Below are 19,727 nucleotides of genomic sequence, written 5' to 3'. Positions count from 1 at the left end.
CGGCGCCGGTTTCGACGCGGGCAGTGGGCAGCCGGGATTCGCCGGTCCCGGCCGGGATGCGCACGCCGAAGGGCTGGGTGCCGCGTCCGGCGGACCCGGGAGCGACGGGGGCGTCGGTGACCCCGCGTCGTCCGGTGCCGCGGTTCCGCCCGGGCAGATCGCCGACCCCTACGGCGTACGCGCCACCTCCTGGCACGGCGCCGCCCCCCGTACCCTCGGCGATCCGGCGTCTTCCGCGGGCCGTCGCGCCGACGACCCGGCGTTTCCCGCCCCCCGTCCGGCCGGTGAACCGGCGGCCGGGTCCGGTCCGGCGGCTGGGCGGGCCCTGCCCGCCGCGCGGCAGGAGGGCCTCGCGCGATCCGCCGCGGCATGGCGGGAGACCACCGCCGGGACCACCGCCCGGCCGCAGGAGGCCGGCTCCGGGCCGGCCGCCCCGCCGCAGGACGGCGGGCCCGCGTCCGCCGCGCGCTGGGACGACCTGGCCGCCCGTGCCCCCGCACCGCGCGGTCCGGCCACCGCGCTCGCCGCCGAGCGGGCCCGGCAGACGCGGATGGCCGTCGTCGGACCCGTGACCGAGCGCTGGGCGCCCGAACAGGCCGGGCCCGTGCACGAGAACTGGCAGCTGGCCGCGCCCATCGGCCCCGCCACCGACCTGTGGGCCCTGGGCGCGCTGCTCTTCCGCGCCGTACAGGGCCACGCTCCCTACCCGGAGGAGTCGACCGGCGAGCTGGTGCAGATCGTGTGCGCGGAGCCGCCGGCGTTCGCCGAGGAGTGCGGGCCGCTGCGGCCGGTCGTGGAGTCGCTGCTGCGTCAGGACCCCACCGAGCGCATCGAGTTCGAGGAACTGAGCGGCTGGCTGCGCTCCCTCGTACGGTCCGCCCCCGAGCCCGAGGCCGGCCTGCACGTCGTCTCGGCGCCGCCCGTCGAGACCGGCCGGCTGCCCATCGTGCGCCGTCGCGGCGAGCTGGTGCGCAGGCGGCGTGCCGGACTGCCCGCGCACCACGGACGGCACAAGCGCGGCAGGCCGGAGACCGGCCGCTCCCCACGCAGCCTCGGCCGGACCCTGCTCCTGCTCATACTGCTGGCGATGGCCGGCGCGGTCGCGTACGCCATGTTCTTCATGCCCAGGAGCGACACGAGCGGCGCCGGAGCCGCCGACCGGACGGGCGCCGCCGGAGAGGTGAGCCAGGCGCCGCCCGCGAAGTCGCCGGAGGCCGACGGCGAACCCCGGCCGGAGCAGACGTCCCCGAAGCCCGACCCCGAGGCCTCGCGGACGGCCGGCGGCACCGAGACGCAGTCCAACGTCGCCAACGGGTTCACGCTGCGCAAGGACCCGGAAGGCTTCCGCGTCGCCGTCGCCGACGGCTGGAACCGCACGCCCCGCAACGGCAGCGGCCAGGTCGTCTACGGCAAGGGCGGCTTCGAGCTCCTCGTCGTACCCGGTCGCGACCGCGCCTCCGAGTTCGGCGACGACCCGATGACCTACCAGCGCGACAGCGAACCCGAGTTGGCGTCGTACCGCGCCTCCAGCTGGGCCACCTCCAGCGGCCTGAAGACCATCGAGGTCGGCGGACGGGCCATGGCGGAAGGGCAGTTCACCTGGACCGGCGCCGGCGGCGAGCTGTACGTGCGCAACGTCGCCATCCTGATCGACGGGCGCTACCACGTGGTGCAGGTCCGCGGTCCGGAGGCGGAGCGTGACGAGGTGACCCGGCTGTTCGAACAGGCCTCGGCCTCCTACCAGTACACGCGCTGACCGCAGTTCGACCCGATGGTTGCCTCCCGTCACGGAAAGCGACAACCGTCACAGAGCGGTTTCCATACCACCCCACCCGTTCCCCGGACGGGGGCCGGTCCCTAGTCTGACCCTGACAAGACCATTGCGGGGCAACGTGAATCAGATGCAGGGCCGTCTCGTCGCGGGACGCTATCGGCTCGGGGAAGCCATCGGCAGCGGCGGCATGGGCCGGGTGTGGCGCGCACACGACGAGGTGCTGCACCGGACCGTCGCCATCAAGGAGTTGACCGCCGCGCTCTACGTCTCGGAGAGCGACCAGGCCATACTCCTGGCGCGAACCCGGGGCGAGGCGCGCGCGGCGGCGCGGATCAATCACTCGGCCGTCGTCACCGTGCACGACGTACTCGAACACGACGGCCGGCCGTGGATCGTGATGGAGCTGGTCGAGGGACGCTCGCTGGCCGACGCCGTCAAGGAGGAGGAGCGGGTCGACCCGCGGGAGGCGGCCCGGATCGGCCTGTGGGTGCTGCGTGCCCTGCGCGCCGCGCACACCGCCGGGGTCCTGCACCGCGACGTCAAACCGGGCAACGTGCTGCTCGCCGACGACGGCCGGGTCCTGCTCACCGACTTCGGCATCGCGCAGATCGAGGGCGACTCCACCATCACCCGCACCGGAGAGGTCGTCGGCTCCGTCGACTACCTCGCGCCCGAGCGCGTCCGCGGCCACGACCCCGGCCCGTCCTCCGACCTGTGGGCGCTCGGCGCGACGCTGTACACGGCGGTGGAGGGCAGGTCGCCGTTCCGCCGCACCTCGCCGCTCTCCACCATGCAGGCGGTCGTCGAGGAGGAGGCCACCGAGCCTCGGTACGCCGGTGCGCTCGGGCCCGTCATCAGCGCCCTGCTGCGCAAGGATCCGGCCGAGCGGCCCGACGCGACCGAGGCCGAGCACCTGCTCGCCCAGGCGGCCGAGGGCCGGCGCCCGGACGCGGCCCAGGCGTACGTGCCGACCACCCGGTACACGGGACCCCCGCCGCGGTCGGGCGACACGGTCCACCAGGGGACACCCGGGGCACCGGCGACACCAGGGGCCTCCGGGGCACCGGGGCCGGCGGGCGGAACCACCGCCGGAACATCCGCCACGCCGTACCCGCCGACGACCGGCCCCACCACGGTAGGCCCCGCGCCGACGGGGCACACGGCGACGGGACACACGGCGCCCGGTTACACGGCGCCCGGTTACGCGGCGGCCGGAACGGCGGGCGGCGTCGCTCCGGCGACCGCTCCCCCACGCTCACGGCGTGTCCGCATCCGCACCCTCGCCCTGGTCGTCACCGTCGCCGCGCTCATCGGCGCGGGCACCGCCGTAGTGCTGCAACAGCGCGACGGGGGCGGCTCGTCGGCCGGCTCCGACCCCACCCACGCGCCGTCCGACTCCGCTTCCCCCTCCGCCTCCGCCACGACCGGCCAGGGCCCCGGCGGCTCCGTCCCGGCCGACTGGGTACGCCGCGACGACCCGCTGGGTTTCAGCCTCTACCTGCCCGAGAACTGGCAGCGGAGGGACTTCGACGGCGACAGCGGCGAACTCCGGCAGATCGACTACACCCCCGACGGCGGCGATCACGTCATCCGCATATCCGTCGACACCGCTCCCGACTACAACGACCCGTACGCGCACCAGCAGGACCTGGACGCGCAACTGCTCCAGCGGCTGGTCGACTACCGGCGCGTCAGTCTGGAACGCGTCGGGTACCGGGACCGCGACAGCGCCCGGTGGGAGTACACCTGGACGGCGCTGGCCAAGGACACCGAGTTCCCCGGCCCGCGCCGCGCCGTGTCGCAGACGTACATGTCCCGCGACGGCGTCGAGTACGCCCTCAACATGTCGGGCCCGTCGAGCGACTGGCCCGCCGCGCAACGGCGGTTCAAGGCGGTGCTGCAGAGCTGGCAGGAGAAGACCGGCTGAGCCACGCGGCGGCCGTGACCGCGCCCATGCGCCCGTCGGTTGTCGGCCACCCGTGTGACAGCGGCCCGGAGCCGGTGCGTCGGGTGGGGCATGATGGGGCGCATGGTGACCGAGGGGGCGGGCGGGCGTGTCATCGCGGGCCGTTACCGGCTCCATGAGCGGCTCGGCCGCGGCGGCATGGGCATCGTATGGCGGGCCACCGACCAACTGCTCGCCCGCGAAGTGGCCGTGAAGGCACTCCCCCTCGACGAGAGCCTCTCCGCGGCCGAGGCCCGACGGCGGCGTGAGCGCACCCTGCGCGAAGCCCGCGCGGTCGCGCAGTTACGGCATCCGCACGTCATCGTCGTGCACGACGTGGTCGAGGACGACGAACGCGCGTACATGGTCATGGAACTGGTCGACGGCGGCTCGCTCGCCGACCGTGTCCTCAGCCGCGGCCCCGTCGACGCCACCGAGGCGGCCCGCATCGGCATCGCCCTGCTCGACGCCCTGGACACGGCCCACGCGTCAGGGATCCTGCACCGGGACGTGAAGCCGTCGAACGTGCTGCTCGCCGAGGACGGCCGGGTCGTCCTCACCGACTTCGGCGTGGCCCAGGTCGCGGGCTCCACCACGCTCACCGAGAGCGGTTCCTTCGTCGGTTCCCCCGAGTACACCGCCCCGGAGCGGATGTCCGGTGCCGGGACCGGCCCGGAGTCCGACCTGTGGTCGCTGGGCGTGCTGCTGTGCGCGGTCCTCAGCGGTGCGTCCCCCTTCCACCGCGACTCGCTGGGCGGAGTGCTGCACGCCGTGGTCACCGAGGAGATCCGCCCGCCCGCGCAGGCCGGACCGCTCCTGCCGGTCGTACGGGGCCTGCTGGAGCGCGATCCGCGACGGCGGCTGGACGCGGCGTCGGCGCAGCGGATGCTGCGTGCCTACCTCAGCACGGGCCGTACGCCCGCGACACCGGCGGCGGCCGCGGACGGCGGGCCCCTGCGTGCGCGACGGAGCGCGAAGCGGAGCGTACTCATGGCGGTGCTGCTGGTCGTCGCCGCGGCGGGCGCCGGCGTCTCGGCCGCCGCGTTGCTCGCGGACGGAGGCGACGACGGGGGCGGTACGCCGACGACTTCGGTGCCCGCGACGCCGACGACGGATTCGACGCCGACGAAGGAGCCGACGCCGACGGCGACCGAGACGCCGACGACGGAGCCCGTGCCCCCGCCCGCGTCCGGTTCCGGTACCTAAAAGGGAGATAAGCGGCACCCCGCGTCACGGGTCTGTGACCGCGACGCACCGGCGGTGGAAAGGGACACGCCCGGCGCGATATGCATGGACCCATGAGCAGCAACGGGGGGTCACGAAGCGGGCCCGACGAGCCGACGAGTTTTGACCTGCAACCGCCGAACCGGCCCGCCGCCGTGCCGCATCCCGGCAATCCGTACGCGGCACCGACCCAGGTCGTGCCGTCGCCGTCGTCGTCGCCGTCACAGGCCCCGTCGCCGAATCCGTCGCCCCTCCCGCCGCCCGCTGCGCCGGCTCCCTCGGCCGCCGCGCCGGACCCGGGGGCCGGGCGGCTCATCGCCGGGCGCTACCGGCTGATCGCCAGGCTCGGGCACGGCGGCATGGGCACGGTGTGGCGCGCGAAGGACGAGACCGTGGACCGCGAGGTCGCCGTCAAGGAGCCACGCGTCCCCGACCACCTTCCCGAACGCGAACGTGCCAACGCCTTCGAGCGGATGCGCCGCGAGGCGCGCGCCGCCGCCCGGCTCGACCACCCCGCCGTGGTGGACGTGCACGACGTGGCGGTCGTGGACGAGCAGCCGTGGATCGTGATGGAACTCGTACGCGGGCGCTCGCTCGGCGACGCCCTCCAGGAGGGCACGCTGGGCGCGCGCGAGGCGGCCCGGATCGGCCTGGAGGTGCTCGGCGCCCTGGAGGCCGCGCACGCCGCAGGCGTCCTGCACCGGGACGTGAAGCCGGACAACGTCCTGCTCGGCCGGTACGACCGGGTCGTCCTCACCGACTTCGGCATCGCCCAGATCGAGGGCGAGACCAGCCTGACCGACACCGGCGGCTTCGTCGGCTCGCCCGAGTACATCGCCCCGGAGCGGGTGCTGGGCCAGCGCCCCGGACCGGCGAGCGACCTGTGGTCGCTGGGCGTGGTGCTGTACGCGGCGACGGAGGGCGTCTCGCCGTTCCGGCGCAGCAACACCCCCGCCACGCTCCAGTCGGTGCTCAACGCCACGCCCGCGCCGCCCGCCTCCGCGCAGGGCCCGCTGGCCGAGGTGATCACCGGCCTGCTGGACAAGGACCCGGCGCGCCGCCCGGATGCCGCCCGGGTCCGCGCCCTGCTGGACGCCGCCGCGAACCCGCCCGCACCGCCGCCCACCCAGGTGGTCCGGGTCGACGGTCCCCAGGGGCCGGGCACGGCGCCCGCGTCCCGCTGGAGCGTCCGGCTGGGCCGCAACGCGTGGATCACCCTCGGTGCGGTGGTCGTCGCGGCGGCGGTGGCGTCGTACCTCGTGGTCGCAGACCCCTTCGCGGGCGCCCTCCCGGACGGCTGGAAGCAGCACAAGCTCGACGCCAAGGTCGGCATGAGCGTCGCGGTGCCCGCCGAGTTCGTGAAGGCGAAGCACCCGGACGACTGGGACGGCACCAACGAGACGTTCGCCGATCCGAGCGGCGCGGTCACCGTCATCGTGGACCGGGACGTCAAGGCCGACGACAAGAACGACGAGATCCCGGACACCGCCGGCGCCAACGCCTGGGCGGACTGGGAGATGCTCAAGGACGGCGAGTACTCCTGGAACTTCGCCGACGACCCCGCGCCCAAGGGCGAGCCGAGCGAGACCGAGTACAAGGGCGAGAAGGCCGCCGAGAACACCATCCGGTACACGACCGCGGACACGCAGAACCCCCGCGCCCGCGAGTTCCACATCCTGTACTACCGGGCCGGCAACGGAGACATGTACAAGGTGTCGATCGACTACCCGCGCGAGGGCTACTTCGCCGACGAGGGACGGGAGATCGCCCGGACGGTGATCGCCAACTGGGAGGTCGACAAGCTCTGATGGTCGACAAGCTCTGATGACGGACCGGGGACGGCTGGTCGGCGAGCGCTACCGGCTGCTGCGGCGCGTCGGTGCCGACGCGGCGGGCACCGTCTGGCGCGGTCTCGACGAGGCCACGGGGCGCGACGTCGCCGTCAGGCGGCCGCGGCTGCCCGGTGACCCGGACGAAGAGGACTACCGCCGGGCCGCCCACCGCCTCCGCCACGAGGCCCGTGCCGCCGCCCGCGTCGACCACCCCGCCGCCGTCCGCATCCACGACGTGGTCGTCGAGGAGGCCGGGCCCGACGGACTGCCCTGGATCGTCATGGAGTGGGTCCCCGGCGAGTCCCTGCACGAGGCGCTCCTGCGCGGCCCGCTCGCGTCCCCCGAGGCAGCCCGCGTCGGCCTCGCCGTCCTCGGCGCCCTGCGCGCCGCGCACGCCGTCGGCATCGTGCACCGCGCGGTCGGGCCCGCCAACGTGCTGCTCGGCCCGCACGGCCGCGTCGCCCTGGCCGGCTTCGGCACCGCCCGCCCGCCGGGCGAGGAAGCCCGCCGGGGCGGCGGCCCCGCGGCCGACCTGCGGTCCCTCGGCGCCCTGCTGCACACCGCCGTAGGGGGCGGCGGGCCGACGGACGGGCCGCTGGGTGCGCTGATCGACCGGCTGCGGTCGCCGGATGCCGGGGTGCGGCCGGAGGCGGAGGCGGCAGCCCGGCTGCTGGAGGCGGTGATCACCGCCCCGCCGCCCGCCCCGGACCGAAGAGAAGTGATCAGGTCCAGTCCCTCGACGTAACGCCCTGATCAGCGGGTTTGTTGCCAGCGATCACTGGCGTTGTGTGAGCACTCGGTGAATCACGGTGAATCACCGTTACCGACGGGTACACAAAGCCCGCCCGGCGTCATACCCTGCGGCTCATGACGGACGCGCAGGCCCCGGAACTCACCGGAACCAACCCCCTCGCCCCCACCCCGGAGGGCGCCCGCACCGCTGCCGACGTGGTCACGCCCGAGCTGGTCGCCCAGCTCACCAAGGGCGTGGCCGGGTCGGGCCGCACCGCCAACCACACCCCGTTCACCGGCGAGAAGCTGGCCGACCTGCCCGAGTCCACGCCCGAGGACGTGGCCGGGGCCTTCGAGCGGGCCCGCGCCGCGCAGGCCGTATGGGCCCGCACGCCGGTGCGGCAGCGTGCCGCCGTCCTGCTCCGCTTCCACGACCTGGTCCTGGCGCGCCAGGCCGAGGTCCTCGACCTCATCCAGCTGGAGACCGGCAAGGCCCGCCTGCACGCCCACGAGGAGGTCCAGGCCGTCGCCGTCGCCGCCCGGCACTACGGCCGCAAGGCGCCCGCGTACCTGCGGCCCAAGCGGCACACCGGCGCCGTGCCGACCCTCACGAAGGTGACCGAGCTGCGCCACCCGCGCGGCGTCGTGGGCCAGATCGCCCCCTGGAACTACCCCCTTGAGCTGTCCGTCGGCGACGCGCTCCCCGCCTTCGTCGCGGGCAACGCGGTCGTCATGAAGCCCGACACCGAGACCTGCCTGACCGCCCTGTGGGCCCGTGACCTGCTCATCGAGGCCGGGCTGCCCGCAGAGGTCTTCCAGGTCGTCCTCGGCGAAGGACCGGTCGTCGGTCCCGAGGTCGTCAAGCACGCCGACTACGTCTCCTTCACCGGCTCCACCCGCACCGGCCGCGAGGTGGCTCAGGGCGCCGCCGCCCGCCTGGTCGGCGTCTCCCTCGAACTCGGCGGCAAGAACGCCATGCTGGTCCTGGAGGACGCCGACATCGAGAAGGCCGCGGCGGGTGCCGTCCGCGCCTGCTTCTCCTCGGCCGGCCAGCTCTGCATCTCCATCGAGCGGCTCTACGTCCACGAGTCCGTCGCCGACGCATTCCTGGAGCGCTTCGCCGCCCGCACCAAGGCCATGCGGCTCGGCACCTCCCTCGCCTACGGCGCCGACATGGGCTCGTTGGTGGGGGAGCGGCAGCTGGAGACCGTGAAGCGGCACGTCGCGGACGCCGTGGAGCGGGGCGCCAAGCTCGTCGCCGGCGGGGTCGCCCGCCCGGACATCGGCCCGTACTTCTACGAGCCGACCATCCTCGACGGCGTCACCGCCCCCATGACCGTGTGCGCCGAGGAGACCTTCGGCCCGGTCGTCTCCGTCTACCGCTTCAAGACCGAGGACGAGGCCGTCGAGCACGCCAACTCCACGCCGTACGGGCTGAACTCCTCGGTCTGGACGAAGGACGCCCGGCGCGGCCGCGACGTCGCCGCCCGGCTGCGCACCGGCACCGTCAACATCAACGAGGGGTACGCGCCCGCCTACGGCAGCGCCCAGTCCCCGATGGGCGGCATGAAGGACTCCGGTCTCGGCCGCCGGCACGGCTCCGAGGGCATCCTCAAGTACACCGAGGCCCAGACGGTCGCCCACCAGCGGCTGCTGCCGATGGCGCCGTCGCTCGGCATGGACGACGAGGGATACGCCCGGTTCATGAGCCGCAGTCTCCGCCTGATGAAGAACCTCCGGTTCAGGTAGCCGACCCGAGGGGCGCGGGGCTGTGTCGATATGCGGCTCCGCCGCCCGGGCGCGAGAAACCACAGACGGCCCGCACGCGAAACTCAACGAGGAGACCTCCGTGCCTCAAGACGCTTACGACTACGACGTCCTGATAGTCGGCTCCGGCTTCGGCGGCTCCGTATCCGCCCTCCGCCTCACCGAGAAGGGCTACCGCGTCGGGGTCCTGGAAGCCGGCCGCCGCTTCACCCGCGAGTCCCTGCCCCGGAACTCCTGGGACCTGAAGAACTACCTCTGGGCGCCCAAGCTCGGCATGTTCGGCATCCAGCGCATCCATCTGCTCGGGAATGTCATGGTCCTGGCGGGCGCCGGCGTCGGCGGTGGCTCCCTCAACTACGCCAACACCCTCTACGTGCCGCCGAAGCCCTTCTTCGACGACCCCCAGTGGCGTGACATCACCGACTGGCACGAGGAGCTGACGCCGTACTACGACCAGGCGCGGCGCATGCTCGGAGTCCGTCTCAACCCGACGATGACCCCCTCCGACGTCCACCTGAAGGCCGCCGCCGAGAAGATGGGCTGTGGCGACACCTTCCACATGGCCCCGGTCGGCGTCTTCTTCGGCGACGGCGAGGACGCCGACGGCAAGGCGAAGGCCGGGCCCGGCGAGCAGGTGCCCGACCCGTACTTCGGCGGCGCGGGCCCCGACCGCAAGGCCTGCAACGAGTGCGGCGAGTGCATGACCGGCTGCCGGCACGGCGCGAAGAACACCCTCAACGAGAACTACCTGTACCTCGCCGAGAAGGCCGGCGCGGTCGTCCACCCGATGACCACGGCCGTCTCCGTCACGGAGGACTCGCGCGGCGGGTTCGCGATCGCCACCCTCGCCACCGACCGCAAGAAGAAGGACGCCGGCCGCATCTTCACCGCCCGCCGCGTCGTCATAGCCGCCGGCACCTACGGCACCCAGACCCTGCTGCACCGCATGAAGGCGGGCGGCCAGCTCCCCTACATATCGGACAAGCTCGGCGAGCTGACCCGCACCAACTCCGAGGCACTGGTCGGCGCCCAGACCGACGACCGGCGCTACCGCAGCGCCACCGGCGAATCACGGGCCGACTTCACGCGCGGCGTCGCCATCACGTCCTCGATCCACCCGGACGCCAACACCCACATCGAGCCGGTGCGTTACGGCAAGGGTTCCAACTCGATGGGCGGCCTGTCCATCCTCCAGGTCCCCTACGCCGGCCAGACCGCCTCGGGCGCCTCGCGCGTCCTGGGCTTCCTGGGCCACGCGGCCAAGCACCCGCTGCTGGTCCTGCGTTCGCTCTCCAACCGCAAGTGGTCCGAGCGGACCATCATCGGCCTGGTCATGCAGTCCCTGGACAACTCCCTGACCACGCACCTGAAACCGACGGGCGTCGGCAAGGGCCTGCTCACCGCCCGCCAGGGCCACGGCTCGCCCAACCCCAAGCAGATCAAGGCCGCGACCGAGGGCGCCTCGGCACTCGCCGCCGAGATCAACGGCTTCGCCGGCTCCAACGTCGGCGAACTGATGGGCACCCCGCTCACCGCCCACTTCCTCGGCGGCTGTCCCATCGGCGCCTCCCGCGAGACCGGCGTCATCGACCCCTACCACCGGCTCTACGGCCACCCCGGCATCTCGGTCGTCGACGGCGCCGCCGTCTCGGCCAACCTGGGTGTCAACCCGTCCCTGACGATCACGGCGCAGGCCGAGCGGGCCATGTCGTACTGGCCGAACAAGGGCGAGAGCGACCCGCGCCCCGCGCAGGGTGCCGCGTACGAACGTCTCGCCGCCGTCGCACCCCACTCCCCGGCCGTCCCGGAGAAGGCGTTCGGCGCGCTGCGGCTGCCGTTGCTGGACGTGCCCGCCGTGCCGCCGAAGAAGTAGCGGCTGCGGCCGAGCCGCCGGAGAAGTGGCGGCTGCGGCCCAGCAGCGGTACGGAGCAGCGAAAAGGTGAGCGGGACCCGCACCCCCCTCCGAGCGCGGGTCCCTCTCACCCGGTCTGTGTCACGCCGCTCCCGCGAGCGTCACGTGTCCGAGCCGGTCTTGCGCCGCCGCACCACGAACACCGCACCGCCGCCGACGACCACGGCGAGCCCGCCCACGAGGCCGATCACCGGCAGCGCGGAGCTGGACCCGGTCGCGGCGAGGCTCCCGGTGACTTCCGGGGTGTCGGCGGCCGGCTTCTCGACGGCGACGGGTGCCTTGCCGCCTTCCTGCGGCCTGGTGCCCTCCGTGTCCGTGCCGGGGGCCACGATCCGGAACTTGTAGGCGACGTCACCGAAGCCGGTGCACTCGCCGTCCGCGTCGCCGTAGATCGTCGCGCCGAGCGTGAAGCCCGCGCCGACCGGGGCACCGGCCCGCACGTTGATCCGCATCGGGATGTCGACCTCGTAGTCGGGCGACAGCTCGTCGGTGTAACCGATGTATCCGACCGCGTAGCCGAGTTCGTTGAGGTCCTCCCAGGTCTTGTCCTCGGGGTTCCAGGCCTGGAGGCCGACCTTCTCGCTCTCGAACAGCTCCTCGCCGTCGAGGTCGGCGGAGGCGCCGGCCAGGTACTCCAGGTTCTGCAGCGTCGAGCCGGAGTTGTTGGCCACGCTCAGCGAGAACTCGTGCCAGCCGCTGCCCGCCGCGATCTCGCCGGGCAGGCCCTCGATGTCGACGTCGACCTTGGTGTCCTCGCACACGGACGGCTCGGGGGCCGGAATCTCGGTCCCCTCCGTCTCCTCCGGTGCGGAGGAGCTCGGGGGCGGGTCCGCGGGGGCGGACGCGGTCGTCTCCGAGTCGTCGGGGGCGGGAGCGTCCTCGTCGTCCGTCGCGCTCGGGGAGCCAGCGGTGCTTGTGGGCCTGGTGGCCGTGCTCGGCGAGTCGCTGGGAGCCGGCGTGGTCTCGCTCGCCGCCTCGTCAGCCTCCTCCGTCCCGTCCGACGGGGCGGACGGGACGGAGGAGGCTGACGGGGACTGGGACGGCGACGTGTCGCCGGTCGCGTAGGCGGACGGGGCCGCGAGCAGCGCGGCGGGGGCGACCACCGCTGTGACGGCGGCTGCGGCCAGGGCGCGACGAAGTTTCATGCCTGTTCTGATCAGCGAAGCCTGTGAATGGTTGTCCCTGCATTCACAGAATCCTTATGTGGCCTGCGTCACTGGAGTGGCGGCGGAGGCGGCCTGGCGGAGATCCGTCACCGCAGTGGCGGCGGTGCATGGCGAAGGGCCCCGCGGAACTGCGGCCGCAGGGCCCTCCCTCTCAGCCGGCACCGGCGTCAGGGCAGCGCCGGTGCCTCGGGAGCGGCGCCGGGGGGTCGCGCCGCTTGCCTTGGATGCTTGTGTCGAACGAGGGACCCGTTCCGTCGGCCGGCCCCGGGCGTCCCCGGAGCCGGCCGTTCTCTTGGGTGACCGGGCTGCTGTCCCCTGCCGTCCGGTCACTTCCTGGAGCGAGGTCCCACGACGTGCGGCACGATCCGTACGTCTCATCGCTCCAGCGAGCCACGCGTGGTTCTTTCGGGCCCGCCCCTGGCTGACACGGACACCGGGACCAACGAAGCCGCTCGCCTGCCGGTCACGCGCCGTACGGGTGAGAAGACGCCCGAACTCAGATACGACCTCCGGTCGGGCCGCGGCCCTCAGACGCGCCCGCGGCACAGCTCCAGCATCGTCATCGCCAGCGCCGTACCCGGCTTGCCCAGCGCCTGCCGGTAGTGGTCGAGCACCTCCATCTCGCGCGAGAGGTTCACGCGCCGGCCGCCGGAGGTGATCCGTGCCTCCTGGATGACGGCGGAGACGGCCATCCGTTCCTGGATCAGCCCGATGATCCGGTCGTCCAGGGCGTCGATGCGCTCCCGCGCGCCGGTGATCACGTCGGCGGCCTCGGGGGTGTGGGCGCCGGTCTTGTCTGCTGCGGTGACGGTCATGTCGGTGGCTCCTCGCCGATGGACGGCGGCACCCGGGACCGGCACGGTCCGCAAACGCCAGGCGCCCCGGACCTTGTCGGCCCGGGGCGCCTGGGAAGTCGCTTGTCAGTTGCTCAAGCAGCACGACCATGGCAGCCGGTGGGCCGGTTGCCATAGATAAACAGGAAGGTCTGGTGCTTGCGCATGGGCTCAGTATGCCCCGGCGACGGTCGGTGTCCAAGCCGGTTCGCATGGTGAGACCGGTCGGCGAGACCCGGCGGCGGGGCCGGGCACCTGCTCACCTCGGTAGAATCGGGAGTACAAGCCCCCGCCCGACCGCCGGAAGGCACCCCGTGTCATCAGCGACTCCCGCTGCCGCCGCCCCCGACACCGTCCTGGTCGTCGACTTCGGCGCGCAGTACGCCCAGCTCATCGCCCGTCGTGTCCGCGAGGCGCGGGTCTACAGCGAGATCGTGCCGAGCTCCATGCCGGTCGAGGAGATCCTCGCCAAGAACCCGGCGGCCATCATCCTCTCGGGCGGCCCCTCGTCGGTGTACGAGCCGGGCGCCCCGACCCTCGACCGCTCCCTGTTCGAGGCCGGCGTCCCCGTCTTCGGCATGTGCTACGGCTTCCAGCTGATGGCGCAGACCCTCGGCGGCACCGTCGACAACTCCGGCGCCCGTGAGTACGGCCGCACCGACCTCTCGGTCTCCAAGCCGTCCTCCACCCTCTTCGAGGGCACCCCGGCCGAGCAGGCCGTGTGGATGTCGCACGGCGACGCCTGCTCCGCCGCCCCCGAGGGCTTCACCGTCACCGGCTCCACGCACGTCGTGCCGGTCGCCGCGTTCGAGAACGACGTCAAGAAGCTCTACGGCGTCCAGTACCACCCCGAGGTCATGCACTCCACGCACGGTCAGCAGGTGCTGGAGCACTTCCTGTACCGCGGCGCGGGCCTGCGCCCCGACTGGACCACGGGCAACGTCATCGAGGAGCAGGTCGCGGCCATCCGCGAGCAGGTCGGCGACAAGCGCGCCATCTGCGGCCTGTCCGGCGGCGTGGACTCCGCCGTCGCCGCGGCCCTCGTCCAGAAGGCCATCGGCTCCCAGCTGACCTGCGTCTACGTCGACCACGGCCTGATGCGCAAGGGTGAGACCGAGCAGGTCGAGAAGGACTTCGTCGCCGCGACCGGCGTACAGCTGAAGGTCGTGGACGCCGAAGAGCGGTTCCTCAAGGCGCTGGCCGGGGTCTCCGACCCCGAGGAGAAGCGGAAGATCATCGGCCGCGAGTTCATCCGGGTCTTCGAGCAGGCGCAGCTGGAGATCATGCAGGAGGACGGCCCCGAGGTCGCCTTCCTCGTGCAGGGCACCCTCTACCCGGACGTCGTCGAGTCCGGCGGCGGTACCGGCACCGCCAACATCAAGTCCCACCACAACGTGGGCGGGCTCCCCGACGACATCGAGTTCGAGCTGGTCGAGCCGCTGCGCCAGCTGTTCAAGGACGAGGTCCGGATGGTCGGCGCCGAGCTGGGCCTGCCGGACGAGATCGTCCAGCGCCAGCCCTTCCCGGGCCCGGGCCTCGGCATCCGCATCGTCGGCGAGGTCACCAAGGAGCGGCTCGACCTGCTCCGCGAGGCCGACGCCATCGCCCGCGAGGAGCTGACCGCGGCCGGCCTCGACCGCGACATCTGGCAGTGCCCGGTGGTGCTGCTGGCCGACGTCCGCTCCGTCGGCGTCCAGGGCGACGGGCGCACCTACGGCCACCCGATCGTCCTGCGTCCGGTCTCCTCCGAGGACGCCATGACGGCGGACTGGTCCCGGCTGCCGTACGACGTGCTCTCCAGGATCTCGACCCGGATCACCAACGAGGTCAAGGACGTCAACCGGGTCGTCCTCGACGTGACCTCGAAGCCGCCGGGGACGATCGAGTGGGAGTGAGCCCAGGGGCGCTCCCCAGGTGCGCCTGATCGTGCGCACGGCTATGTGCGCCTGATCGTGCGCACGGGCTGACCGGGCTGCCAGATCTCGACGACGAGGTACTTGTCGTCCTCGACGTGGGTCCGCACGACCTCCGTCAGCTCGGTACGGAAGAGGTGGAACGGCTCCGGCGGTTCCACCTCTTTCACGTATCCGGCCTTGGTCCCCGGGTCCTCGACCTCGACCGCCCGCCCGGCGATCCGTACGTCCCCGCCGCCCAGGCCGGTGCCCGCCCCCGGGTTCGCCTGGAGCGCGAAGCGCGGGTCACGGCGCAGGTCGAGCGCCTTGAGCGAGCCCGGCATCATGCCGAGCCACAGCTCGCCGGTCAGGAAACGCACCTCCAGGCCGGTGGTGCGGGGCGAGCCGTCCTTGCGGAGGGTGGCGAGGACGTGGTGCGTGTACGCGCCGAAGCGCGCCTCGACGGTGTCGGCCAGTGCCGGTTCGGCGGCGGCGAAACCGGCCCAGTTCACAGGTGTGCCTGAAGTCATACGCCGAGTGTGGACCCGAAAACCGACACCCTCTGTCGGGTAACCGGACGCCGGATGGGTCTTTTCGGCCGGCCGCCGCGGGAGGGCCTCCCGCGGTCGGGTCAACGCGGCGATCCGCGCATCACCCGTGCTGAGCAGACGGTAAGGCGGGGCAGTGGGCGGAGGAGGGCCGGGGTACGGCACAATTCGCTGTCGTCCCAAGGGACTTAGAGGCTTCCACGGCTTCTTTCCACGGTCGCTTGTGACGGTTTCTTTCACAGGGTGCGGGAAGGCGGCGTCGGGCGTGGCGGTGCAGGAGGCGAGACGCGGGAGCGGCTCGGACAAGGGCGCGTACGAGGCGGCGCACGGCGGTGGCTGCACCTGCGGGGACTGCCCGCACGGCGCCCGCGAAGGGCATCGCCGGGCGGTTGCCGCGTTCCTGCTGCGGCGGGACGAGTTCGCGGCCGGGCAGGGGCTGCCGGCCGCGGTCGCCCACTCGGCCTCCGCCTCCCGCCAGTGGGTCTCGGAGGAGCTGACCCAGTCCGCGGAAACCGTCGCCGAACGCGGCCGTGCCGAGGGCGACGCATGGCTCGCGGGGCTGGGACGGCGCACGACGGCCGCCGTGTGGGCGGCGGTCGTCCTGCTGCTGCTCGGGCAGTCCCTCACCGCGGTCGGCGCGGGCTGGTCGGCGGCGCGCACCGCCGGGCTCGCGGCGGCACTGGTGGTGGCCGGCGCGTTGACGGCGGCGTCGTGGTTCCACCGGACCCGGGGCGGTGCGCTGGCCCCGGTCATCGGCGAGGACAACCGCCTGTCCACCTCCCGTGCCGTGGCGGCGGCCTGGGTCCTCTTCATCGCCTACGCGGTGCTCGTGCTGGCCGGGCAACTGGCCGTCGCCTCGGGGCACGACCGGCGGGACGCGCTGATCTCGGGCCTCGAACTCGGCCGCGGCGCCGGCGCGGTGACCGTCCTCGCGGTGGTCTGCGGAATCGCGGTCCTGGTGCGGCGGGTGGTCGGCCTCAGGGTGCTGGGACAGCGGCTGCAGAAGGTACGGGCCGACCGGCCGCGCGCGTCGGACCTGCTGACGGACGACGCGGGCCGCGGGACCTTCGCCGACATCCAGTACGTCGTGATCAGCACCGTGGCCCTGGTGTTCGCGGCGGTACGGCTGGCCCGGCGCCCGGAACAACTGCCCGACCTGCCGTGGGGCCTGGCGGTGGTGGTGCTCGTGTCGGCGGCGACCTACGTGGCCGGGAAGTACGCCGAGGGCGGCCGGCCGGTGATCCTCTCCGTGGTCCGGGCCCGGGAGGCCGGCGACCTGGACGCGCCGATCCGCACCGGCGACGACATCGAGATCCGCGGCGCGGGCTTCGTGCCGCCGGGCGCCCAGCGAGCGGACCGTCTGTCCCGGATGGTCGTCCGCATCGGCGCGGTCCACGTCCACGTCCCCCTGGTCCCGGTGACGGGCGGCTTCAGCAACCCCTCGGACGACCTGCTGACGGTCCCCGTACCGGCGGACGTCGAACCGGGCCGGGTCGAGGTCCAGGTGGTCACCGGCGCGGGCGTGGAGACCAACCGGTACGCGATCGACGTGACGGACTGACACCACGCACCCCCGTCCCGAGCAGCCGGTCGGCAACCTGTCGAAACCGACAGCAAGAAACCGGTTGCCGAGGGTTGAGCGGGGCCTACGTGTCGTACGTATGGTCTGGTGGGGGGTCTGGGCATGCGCGGCGAGAGGCGGCTGGCAGTGATGACTCACGGGATGCGGACGGACGTCTACACCTCACCCGCGGGCGGGGGAGACTGGCGGGACAACGCCGCCCGGTATGCCCTCCTTCCCCTACGGATCTTTCTCGGCGTCACCTTCGTCTACGCCGGTCTGGACAAGCTCACCGACAGCGCCTTCATGAAGGACGCGGGCGCGGGTTCCGTCGGCGACATGATGCGCGCGGTCCGCGACTCCTCGGCCGTCCCCGCCCTGGTCGACCTGGCCCTGAAGAGCCCGGCCGGTTTCGGCTACGCCATCGCCCTGGGCGAGCTGGCCGTCGGCATCGGCACCCTGCTCGGACTCCTCACCCGTCTCGCGGCGCTCGGCGGTGCGCTGATCTCGCTCAGCCTGTGGCTGACCGTCAGCTGGGCCTCGGACCCCTACTACTACGGCAACGATCTCGCCTACCTCATGGCCTGGCTCCCTCTCGTCCTGGCGGGCGCCCCGCTGCTGTCCCTGGACGCCGTGCTGCGCCCCCGGCGCCGGGGACGGACGGGCGGGTACCGGTAGTCCGAGCGGCGTCGTCAGCGGGGGAGGCCCGCCCGGGGCTCCTCGGACGCCGCCGTGCCCGGCGCTCCGCGGCGCCGGTGCGCGGACCGGGCCACGACCCCGACCGCGCCCGCGATGCAGAGCCCGCCACTGACGAGCGGGATCAGCACGAACCACGGCGTCTCCCAGAGGCCGCTCCCGTCGCCGGCGTAGATGACCCCGGCCAGCAGCAGGAAGACACCGGCCACCAGTCGTCCCGGCTGGAACCTATGACGCAGCACGGGCCACCTCCGCCTGACCGACGCCGACCTGGAGGTCGAGGTCGAGCGTGCCGGCGTCCTTGCCGCCCTTGGCGGGGGACAGGGTGATCTCCTCGTGCTTGCCCGGTGCCACGTCCACGTCCTTCTCGTCGTCGCCGGGCAGCTGGATGTCGCCCACGCCCACCTCGACGCTCAGCCGCACGGTCACGTCCTGCGGCACGACGACCCGTATTCGCCCCATGCCCACGTCGGCCCGGGTGCTCACCGTCTGCCCCTCGGCCAGGTCGAGGCGGGACAGGTCGAGGGTGCCGCTGCCCGCGCCGATGTCGTACTGGTCGCGCACGTCGGCCGCCACCACGGGCTTCCATGTGGTCCGCACCCATTCGGTGCCGACGCTCTCCGGCACCGCCGTCGATCCGGCCAGCAGGCCCGCCGTGATGATCGCCAGGAAGATCGAACCGGCTCCCGTGCGCCCGAGGAAGGCACTGACCGCGATGCCGAGGCCGAAGACGGCGAGCGCGCACGCCAGGCCGGTCTGCAGACTGGCGCCGAGCGGATGCTGGTCCCAGGTCAGCCGGGTCCCGAGGAAACCCGCGAGCAGGGCGAGGAGGAACACCCAGCCGCCGATGCCGCGCGGGCCGCGCGTCTGCGCGGACCCGGAGCGCCGGTCGCCCGCCGGGGCGTGGTCACGGCGCCCCGGGATGCCGCGGCCGATATTGACGGCCGCCGCGATGTCACGCTCCGCGGAGTCCGGCGGACCCCACATGTACCCCGTCCCGCCGTCATGGGTGCCGTCCTTGACGATGGGGTCACGCCACCAGGAGGGCCAGGTGTACATGATCGGGGGCGCCTGGGCCTCCGGCGGGGCGTCGGCGGCGGCCTGGGCCGAGAGCGGGTCCGGTTCGGGCGTTCTGCGCTGCCGCGACCAGTACCCCGCGCCCGCGAGGAGCAGGGAGAGGATGACGGCGAAGGTCAGCACGCCGCCGTTGTTCAACATGGTGAGGAAGACCCCGCAGCCGACCAGGGCGAACAGCACGGCCGCCAGTGCCTGGCCGTCGACCCGGCCGGTCAGCAGCTTGCGCACCTCGTTCTCCTCCTCGTCGTCGTAGGGGACGAAGAGCCAGGCGAAGCCGTAGAAGATGAGGCCGATGCCGCCGGTCGCGGAGAGCACCGCGAGCGTGATCCGGAAGATCACCGGATCCAGGTCGCACTGCCGCCCGAGGCCGGCGCACACGCCGGCGAGCGACTTGTGCCGCCGGTCGCGCCGGAACCGGTGCGGCGGCCCGGGAGCGTCCCCGCCGCCGACGGCGCCCGCACCGGCCGGGGCCCCCGCCCCGCCCGCACCGGCATCCGCGGCGGGCACGGCATCCCGCGGCCCGCCGCCCAGCGGGGGGCGCGGGCCGGAGCCGGGTCCCGGACCCGTCGCGGCGTGCTCGTGATCTGTCATGAGTCCATGGTGACGGGCGCGGCGCCGTGACGGCAGTCGGTTCGACCCTGGTCGGACCCTGATATCGGCCCTGACTCCCTGCCCGGGGAGCGTTCGAGACCCGCCCGGCCTTCCGCGGCCCGAAGATCAGGGGCGAGTGGGGGAACGACCCTGATGACCCGGCTCCCGCACCCGTGT

General features: G+C 73.3%; 15 protein-coding genes. 10 read left to right on the top strand and 5 right to left on the bottom strand.

What is annotated here, in order from left to right:
- The 7 genes from ABS735_RS32775 to ABS735_RS32745 all read left to right on the top strand — a co-directional run.
- Positions 1–1,756, top strand: a 1,756-nt coding sequence (locus tag ABS735_RS32775; RefSeq protein ID WP_476755861.1) for a serine/threonine-protein kinase, incomplete at its 5' end; no start/stop codon positions are given.
- 145 nt (positions 1,757–1,901) lie between these two features.
- Positions 1,902–3,701, top strand: coding sequence for a serine/threonine-protein kinase (locus ABS735_RS32770; protein WP_373901506.1), 1,800 nt, complete (start codon positions 1,902–1,904; stop codon positions 3,699–3,701).
- Between the two features lie 93 nt (positions 3,702–3,794).
- On the top strand, positions 3,795–4,925 hold the full coding sequence (locus ABS735_RS32765) for a serine/threonine-protein kinase (RefSeq protein ID WP_373901639.1): 1,131 nt from the start codon (positions 3,795–3,797) through the stop codon (positions 4,923–4,925).
- Between the two features lie 92 nt (positions 4,926–5,017).
- Complete coding sequence (locus ABS735_RS32760; protein ID WP_373901507.1) at positions 5,018–6,751, top strand: serine/threonine-protein kinase; 1,734 nt, start codon at positions 5,018–5,020, stop codon at positions 6,749–6,751.
- A 16-nt stretch (positions 6,752–6,767) separates the two neighbouring features.
- On the top strand, positions 6,768–7,520 hold the full coding sequence (locus ABS735_RS32755) for a serine/threonine-protein kinase (RefSeq protein WP_373901508.1): 753 nt from the start codon (positions 6,768–6,770) through the stop codon (positions 7,518–7,520).
- A gap of 122 nt (positions 7,521–7,642) precedes the next feature.
- Positions 7,643–9,256: a succinic semialdehyde dehydrogenase gene (locus tag ABS735_RS32750; RefSeq protein WP_373901509.1), complete on the top strand. Its 1,614-nt coding sequence runs from the start codon at positions 7,643–7,645 to the stop codon at positions 9,254–9,256.
- Positions 9,257–9,356: 100 nt separating this feature from the next.
- The gene (locus ABS735_RS32745) at positions 9,357–11,147 is read left to right on the top strand and encodes a GMC family oxidoreductase N-terminal domain-containing protein (RefSeq protein ID WP_373901510.1); all 1,791 of its coding nucleotides are present in this window, start codon (positions 9,357–9,359) and stop codon (positions 11,145–11,147) included.
- A 140-nt stretch (positions 11,148–11,287) separates the two neighbouring features.
- On the opposite strand, the gene ABS735_RS32740 is transcribed toward ABS735_RS32745, so the two are convergent.
- Together ABS735_RS32740 and ABS735_RS32735 are read right to left on the bottom strand one after the other, a co-directional pair.
- Positions 11,288–12,331 carry an LPXTG cell wall anchor domain-containing protein gene (locus ABS735_RS32740; RefSeq protein ID WP_373901511.1) on the bottom strand — a complete coding sequence of 348 codons (1,044 nt, stop codon included), beginning with the start codon at positions 12,329–12,331 and terminating at the stop codon, positions 11,288–11,290.
- Positions 12,332–12,879: 548 nt separating this feature from the next.
- Positions 12,880–13,167, bottom strand: a complete 288-nt coding sequence (locus ABS735_RS32735; protein ID WP_030145536.1) for a chorismate mutase — start codon at positions 13,165–13,167, stop codon at positions 12,880–12,882.
- A 332-nt stretch (positions 13,168–13,499) separates the two neighbouring features.
- Between ABS735_RS32735 and guaA the strand changes: the two genes are divergently transcribed.
- The gene (gene guaA / locus ABS735_RS32730) at positions 13,500–15,080 is read left to right on the top strand and encodes a glutamine-hydrolyzing GMP synthase (RefSeq protein ID WP_373901512.1); all 1,581 of its coding nucleotides are present in this window, start codon (positions 13,500–13,502) and stop codon (positions 15,078–15,080) included.
- A 41-nt stretch (positions 15,081–15,121) separates the two neighbouring features.
- Here the strand turns inward: guaA and ABS735_RS32725 are convergent, their stop codons facing one another.
- Positions 15,122–15,607 (bottom strand): pyridoxamine 5'-phosphate oxidase family protein, encoded by a 486-nt coding sequence (locus ABS735_RS32725; protein ID WP_373901513.1) that lies wholly within the window; start codon positions 15,605–15,607, stop codon positions 15,122–15,124.
- A 283-nt stretch (positions 15,608–15,890) separates the two neighbouring features.
- Between ABS735_RS32725 and ABS735_RS32720 the strand changes: the two genes are divergently transcribed.
- Together ABS735_RS32720 and ABS735_RS32715 are read left to right on the top strand one after the other, a co-directional pair.
- Complete coding sequence (locus ABS735_RS32720) at positions 15,891–17,186, top strand: hypothetical protein (protein ID WP_373901514.1); 1,296 nt, start codon at positions 15,891–15,893, stop codon at positions 17,184–17,186.
- A 150-nt stretch (positions 17,187–17,336) separates the two neighbouring features.
- On the top strand, positions 17,337–17,864 hold the full coding sequence (locus ABS735_RS32715) for a DoxX family membrane protein (RefSeq protein ID WP_373901515.1): 528 nt from the start codon (positions 17,337–17,339) through the stop codon (positions 17,862–17,864).
- Between the two features lie 14 nt (positions 17,865–17,878).
- Here the strand turns inward: ABS735_RS32715 and ABS735_RS32710 are convergent, their stop codons facing one another.
- Positions 17,879–18,124, bottom strand: a complete 246-nt coding sequence (locus ABS735_RS32710) for a hypothetical protein (RefSeq protein WP_373901516.1) — start codon at positions 18,122–18,124, stop codon at positions 17,879–17,881.
- On the bottom strand, positions 18,111–19,550 hold the full coding sequence (locus tag ABS735_RS32705) for a PspC domain-containing protein (RefSeq protein WP_373901517.1): 1,440 nt from the start codon (positions 19,548–19,550) through the stop codon (positions 18,111–18,113). The genes ABS735_RS32710 and ABS735_RS32705 overlap by 14 nt, the downstream gene beginning before the upstream one ends.
- Positions 19,551–19,727 lie beyond the last annotated feature (177 nt).

Source organism: Streptomyces sp. MMCC 100, from assembly GCF_041538145.2.
Taxonomy (GTDB): domain Bacteria; phylum Actinomycetota; class Actinomycetes; order Streptomycetales; family Streptomycetaceae; genus Streptomyces.
The sequence above is the reverse complement of the archived record's forward strand: the minus strand, read 5'-3'. Positions and strand labels throughout refer to the sequence as shown.